Consider the following 6,867-nt stretch of genomic DNA (forward strand, 5'->3'; position numbering starts at 1 on the left):
GTTATTCTTTATAAGCCATTTATTTTTATGTAAGTAATCCCTTTTATCCTATATATTATCAATTCAGTTCCTATTGCCCTTAAAACCTGATTTTATCATAAATAATTGAGTTCGTCTTAAGTTGTTACGTTAAACAGATCTACCAACGTGAACCTATTCTACTTTCTTAAATCTTATCTAATTTCCTCTCAAACCTCATTTAAAAAACTACTATTTTAGTAATTTTGCAAAAAAATTTTGACATTAGGCTAAAATTAATGTAAATTACCAAAGGGCGAACGTTTTTTAAATAAACAAAAATAATATTCGTTTTTAGGAGTGTTTTTTAATGGATAATGTATTTGACTATGAAGATATTCAATTAATTCCCGCAAAATGTATTGTGAATAGCCGTTCTGAATGTGATACAAGTGTTATGCTCGGTGGTCACAAATTTAGACTTCCTGTTGTCCCTGCAAACATGCAAACAATAATAGATGAAAATATTGCTATTAAATTAGCTGAAAATGGTTACTTCTATATTATGCATCGCTTCAATCCAGCAAATCGTGCGAATTTTGTAAAGGACATGCAAGCACGTGGCTTAATCGCTTCTATTAGTGTCGGAGTAAAACCAGAAGAATACGCTTTTATAGAAGATTTAGCGAAAGAAAATTTAACTCCTGACTATATAACAATTGATATTGCACACGGTCACTCAAATGCAGTGATCAATATGATTCAACATATAAAAAGACTACTTCCTACTTCCTTCGTTATTGCCGGTAATGTCGGTACACCTGAAGCTGTTCGTGAACTTGAAAACGCTGGTGCTGACGCTACTAAAGTTGGAATTGGGCCTGGTAAAGTATGTATTACAAAGGTTAAAACAGGTTTTGGAACTGGTGGCTGGCAATTAGCCGCCCTTCGTTGGTGTTCAAAAGCCGCAACGAAACCTATTATTGCAGACGGAGGTATTCGGACTAACGGCGATATTGCCAAATCCGTTCGCTTTGGTGCAACAATGGTAATGATTGGTTCATTATTTGCTGGTCATGAGGAATCACCAGGTAAAACGATTGAAATTGATGGTAAGTTATATAAAGAATATTTTGGTTCTGCATCTGAATTCCAAAAAGGTGAAAAGAAAAACGTCGAAGGTAAAAAAATGCACGTTGAACATCGTGGCCATTTAAGTGATACGCTTATTGAAATGGAACAAGACCTTCAATCGTCAATCTCTTATGCCGGAGGTACAAAACTGGAATCCATTCGTAATGTTGACTATGTAATTGTTAAAAATTCTATTTTTAATGGTGACAAAGTATACTAAATAATTTTAAATCACCTTACACATAGCCTAAATAAAATCGATTAGAGCATCCTTACGTTCAACAAGAAGGATGCTTTTTTATTTTTCAAATACATTATATTATCGTAAATTCTGTAATTTATTTTTTAAATTTAAATATATATTTATAAATAAAAATACAAAAGATGCAAGAAAGAAATAATTTATAAAGGAAAACAGACCTATTCTCAAATCAAACATTGATATCTTCTTTACTATGTATATAATATATAATAGTATACATGGTTTATGTATATTTAATCATTTAAAAATTAAAAATTTTGCAATTACTATAGTGAGGGATTTTCAAATGGGAAATTTTTTTAGTTGGACGCTTCGCAATAAATTAATCGGCGCATTTTTAATCGCGTTAATAATTCCTTCTCTTATATTAGGTTGGATTTCTTACAATAGCGCTAAGGGGCAAATAGAAGAAGAGCAGGTCAATAGCGCCAAATCTAATATCAGTCTATTAAATACACAGATTACAAACACTATTCAGCCTAAAACTCATGATATTGAGTACTTTTCAAAAAAAGTTACTTCTTCAATTTTAAATGGCTCTAAAGATTCTAAGCTTCGTAATATACTAGATCAATATGTCAATGAACATCCAGAGGCTGCCATGGCATATGTTGGTACATCTAAGGGGCAAATGATTCGGATGCCATACTTCAAATATCCAAAAGATTATGATCCCAGAGAACGACCTTGGTATCAGGAAGCTATGCAAAACAATGGACAAGTAATCATAACAGAGCCTTATATTTCTTCAACTTCCGGTCAGTTAGTTATTACCATTTCGAAAAAGTTAGAAGATGGCTCTGGGGTTGTCGGAGTTGATATTCAAATTGACACCCTTAAAGATATAGCGAATAAGGTCCAAATCGGTAAAAAAGGATTTATCACGTTAGTTGATAATAATAAGACTATTATTTCTCATCCTCATAAAGAAAGTGGCAAAGCTGCTTCTGAATCTTATATGAATCATGTCATGGCTAAGAATTCAGGCCAAACATCATATAATAACCAACAAATCTTATTTGAGACGAATAAGTTAACTGGGTGGAAAGTAATTGGTACTACCTTTACTTCAGAGGCTATAGACGCTGCATCGACAACGCTATATACAAACTTCATCGTACAACTTATATTCATCGTCGTTGGAAGTATTTTAATAATGTTCTTGGTTCGCTCAATTATAAACCCTATCAACAAATTAGAAATCAGCGCTAGAAAAATTAGCGAAGGTGACTTAACTGAGGATATTGCTATTCACTCTAAAGACGAAATTGGTAAACTAGCTGCATCATTTAACCATATGAAAGATAACCTTGCTTCAATCATTCATAAAGTTAATACAAATGCCTTGCATGTTCGTTCTTCTGCTGAAGATCTCTCTGCTAGTACAGATCAAAATATCGCAGTAGCACAGCAAATTTCTTCTGCCATGCAACACGTTACCTTGAACACCGAACAACAAACGGTGAACATAGAGCAAAACTCAAATGCTGTTGAAGAAATTTCAAAAAGTATAATGGTCATTGCAGACAATACTTCTGAAGTTTCTACACTTTCTGCAAATGCTACTAAACAAGCAGAAGATGGTCAGCAATCTATTCAACATACGGTATCCCAAATGGATTCAATTCATCAGTCCGTAACAGATTCTGATACTAAAATCCGTTCCTTATATAATCGCACAAAAGAAATCGGTGCAATTTTGAATATTATCGGTGATATTGCCGATCAAACAAATCTGCTAGCACTAAATGCATCTATTGAAGCTGCACGAGCTGGTGAACACGGTAAAGGCTTTGCTGTTGTAGCAGATGAAGTTCGAAAACTTGCTGAAAACTCACAACAATCTGCATCCAAAATTGCTGAACTCATTACTGCTGTTCAACAAGATTCTGGAGATGCTGTGGAAATTATGTTAAAAACTTTAGAAGATGTACAAGAAGGAATTACAATTTCCCAAAATTCAGCTACAAAATTTGAAGCTATTATAGCAAGTATGCAGGATATCACACCTAAAATTGAAAATGTTTCAGCAACAGCTGAACAAATATCCGCATCTTCTCAACAATTAGCAGCTACATCAATTGAGTTAAACCATCAAGCCAAAGAAAATGCCGCTGCTTCTGAAGAAGTAGCCGCTTCTACAGAAGAGTCCTTATCTTCTATGGAAGCTGTAGAAACCTCAGTCAAAGGGTTACTAAATATGGCCGAAGAGTTACAAAGTGCTATACAACAATTTAAAATAAACTAAATAACTCAACCTAAAAGGCTCTAAAAGTAATATCAATACTTTTAGAGCCTTTTTGATATCAAATTTTTTATCATGCAATAAGTTGTACTATCCAAAAAGAATATTCTCCCCCTTTCATATTAATTTCTATTCAGCATAAATTTAAATAAAACATGCATGAGTTTGATACTGATAACCTATTTATGATTATTAATCTTATACACAAAAAGGTGGAATTTATGATTAATCATGATTTGCAATTTATCCGATATTTTTTGCCTCCCACTGCTACTATTTTAGAATTACCTCAAGTTGGTCCTGTAGTTCAACATGTTGATGTTGACGGCGATTCAATAGAAGAATTAGTTAGTGCCTATATCTATCAAGGTGATACTTTTCTGCTCTTGCTCAAACAAATTAACCTACAATGGCAGCCGATGATTCATCTAAAAATAGATGAACATACAATTGCCGGGCTATATGCCATAAAGCTAGATGAAAGTACTAAAAAGACATTAGTCATCGAATGGCAGACCAACAATCTACCTTCATATTTAGATTATTTGCAGTGGACACCAAATGGCTTTGAAAGATTACCTGTCAATTCTTCTCAAGTCGTCATTACAAAGGCTTATGGAGATGTGACTGGAGATGGTGTTTTAGATACTATCTATTTAACAGGTACTAAGAAACCCGATAGTCCATTTTGGCAAAACATCCATCTCATTCTATTCCAACACTCTAAAAATATATATGAAGAAATTCCTTTAAAAAATAATAGTGGCTATAACCCGACAATTTTTCTCGGAGACTTTACAGGAAATCATGTAAAGGATGTATTAATCACGATTGATACGGGTGGCAGTGGTGGGACAATTTATACAGATATCTATTCCTTTATTTACGGAAAAACGAGGCAAATATTTGACGGCGACAAATACCAGCAACACTCTAAGTACACTGTAGTATATGAGAATTTTTATAAAGTAAGAGTTACAAGTTCATCACCTAAAAAGCAGTATATTTTAGACATACGCTATAAGGGAAAAGACTATTTAGCTGAAATTTATAATACTGACGGCACGCTAAAAGCACCTATTGAAGGATGGGTTGACCCATTAAGTGGACTATATCCAGTTGATTTTGATAGAGATGGAGTATATGAACTTTTAGGATATCAAAAAATTGCAGGTAGATATCATGCAGATGGGCTAGGTTTTGTACAAAATCAATTGCAATGGGATATTACAAAATTTAAAACAGAAATTCAAGATGTCGCAATAGAAGGCAAAGATGTTTAATAATTAACAAGTACCTAAAAGGGTCATCCAACTTTTTATTGGATGACCCTCTTTGAATATAAGCTAAAATCAGGCAAGTTTTTGCTGTTCATATTTATGGAAATCTAATGCAATATCTAAATAATTACCTTCTGTATCTTGTATTTCCAACCCTTGTTTGATTAATCCATTCCAAAGTGTCGCATCTAAAGCATATGGAGCTTCATGTTGAAGAATGTCTACAAAATTTTTTGATAATGCCACTTGGAATGTTCTTTCTCCTTGTTGAACGCACAATGAATAAGTTCTCCAAGTTTCGATTGTTACTTGGATATCATCATGCCATTCTTTTAATTGGCTCTCAATATCATTTGCTACTCGTTTAAAAAACTTTCTAGCTGTAAAATTATTCGCCATTGTCGATCTAAAAAAAGCATTTGTATTCATTTCAACCTCTCCTCCACTTCCATTTCCTAGTTATCTTATTGGTATTATATAAAATTATGTAGGGAATGTAAACTAATATTTGAAAATTCAGAGGAAACTTTAATATTAGATTGCTCTTCTATCATATTTTAGGCTTTTCTAGCATAAAGATTTAGTACAGAAAAAGTTTTACGCCTTTAGAATTAGATCCTAAAAATTCAAGCAAGGGTGATTCTCCGGACAACTCTATTCAATTAGATTAAAGAATGATTATAAGAAATTGCTTATAAATGATATTAAATAAACATGAACAGGAGAGAAAAATTGCAGAAAGTGCTGCCAAAAAACCAACCATTAAAATTAATATTGAGAAAAAGGCAAAAACAAATGATGCGGCAAAAAAGACCGCAATTAAGTAAAGCCATTAAGAAAAGGCATAAGGAGGCTATAAGTCCAGAATCACTTATAACCAACTAGTCAAAATACAGATCATTTATCCGAGGTTACGTTATTCGCTATGAAAAACTGTTATAATCATACTTATCCTAATAATAAAGCTGTAGAGAAATGTGGGAGTACATTTCTCTACAGCTTATTTTAATAGTATTAAGATTTAAACTTACTTTTATATCGCACACTTTATCACTTCAACGCTTCAAAGTAGAAAATTGCTATTATTTTTCGAATTGTTGTCATTATTCGATGAAAATCGCCTAAATTCGACAAATTTATTTGACGCACATTACATAAATGTTTAGAATTTTTATATAATAAAAATCAAACGTGCCCAATATGTAATAATCCATAGTAGGTTCGTATATAAAAGAGATTTTTAAAATAGAATCGAGTGTATCTAATGAAAAATACTATTTTCCGAAAAAAATCAGTTGACCAACTGTTACATCAACATGGAAAGATTCAATTAAATAAAACACTTGGTGCATTTGATCTAATGTTACTTGGTGTAGGAGCAATCGTAGGTACCGGAATTTTCATACTCCCAGGGACTGTTGCCGCTGAGCATGCAGGTCCGGGGATTATTTTTTCCTTTATCCTTGCTGCTATCGTTTGCGCCTTTGCTGCAATGTGTTATTCTGAATTTTCATCATCCATCCCTGTTACGGGTAGTGCCTATACTTATAGCTATGTAGTATTTGGGGAAATAATTGCTTGGATTGTAGGATGGTCATTGATTTTAGAATATGGACTAGCTGTTGCTGCTGTTGCTAGTCTGCCTATCTGAACTCATTATTAGCTGGACTAAATATTCATATACCAAAGGCCGTTTCAGGTTCCTTTGATCCGGCAAATGGGACATTTGTTAATTTACCAGCAATTATTATCATCTTTATCCTTGCATTTTTCCTAACAAAAGGTGTAAAAGAATCGACTAAATTAAATACTGTCATGGTAGGTTTAAAAGTCTTGGTTATTTTGGTTCTTTGTCAAATGTGGTGGTGTTTAAATTCCACAAATACTCTACTCTTTTGAAGTGAGTGTGATTTTAAACACTCACTTCTCTTACAACTTGACGCCATAATATTTTCTTTCGCAGTCTTGAGAAGTTTTTAATTCCGTAA

The 6,867-nt window shown here is 33.1% G+C and carries 4 protein-coding genes and 1 pseudogene; 4 read left to right on the forward strand and 1 reads right to left on the reverse strand.

The annotated features are described in order from the left end of the window. Positions 1–328: 328 nt before the first annotated feature. The 3 genes from guaC to CW357_RS04180 all read left to right on the forward strand — a co-directional run bounded on the left by guaC (position 329) and on the right by CW357_RS04180 (position 4,882). A complete protein-coding gene (guaC, locus tag CW357_RS04170) occupies positions 329–1,312 on the forward strand; it encodes a GMP reductase (RefSeq protein WP_124217432.1) in 984 nt (327 codons plus the stop codon). A 328-nt stretch (positions 1,313–1,640) separates the two neighbouring features. Further along, entirely contained in the window at positions 1,641–3,602 is a 1,962-nt protein-coding gene (locus tag CW357_RS04175) for a methyl-accepting chemotaxis protein (protein WP_119416810.1), read from the forward strand. Positions 3,603–3,820: 218 nt separating this feature from the next. Next, the gene (locus CW357_RS04180) at positions 3,821–4,882 is read left to right on the forward strand and encodes a hypothetical protein (protein WP_233548128.1); all 1,062 of its coding nucleotides are present in this window, start codon (positions 3,821–3,823) and stop codon (positions 4,880–4,882) included. A 69-nt stretch (positions 4,883–4,951) separates the two neighbouring features. Here the strand turns inward: CW357_RS04180 and CW357_RS04185 are convergent, their stop codons facing one another. Beyond that, the gene (locus CW357_RS04185; protein ID WP_119416809.1) at positions 4,952–5,308 is read right to left on the reverse strand and encodes a hypothetical protein; all 357 of its coding nucleotides are present in this window, start codon (positions 5,306–5,308) and stop codon (positions 4,952–4,954) included. An 835-nt stretch (positions 5,309–6,143) separates the two neighbouring features. On the opposite strand from CW357_RS04185, the pseudogene CW357_RS04190 reads away from it, so the two are divergent. Then, positions 6,144–6,727, forward strand: a pseudogene (locus CW357_RS04190) (amino acid permease); the annotation flags it as partial. Between the last annotated feature and the right edge of the window lie 140 nt (positions 6,728–6,867).

The organism is Rummeliibacillus sp. TYF005, assembly GCF_003844195.1.
Taxonomy (GTDB): Bacteria; Bacillota; Bacilli; order Bacillales_A; family Planococcaceae; genus Rummeliibacillus.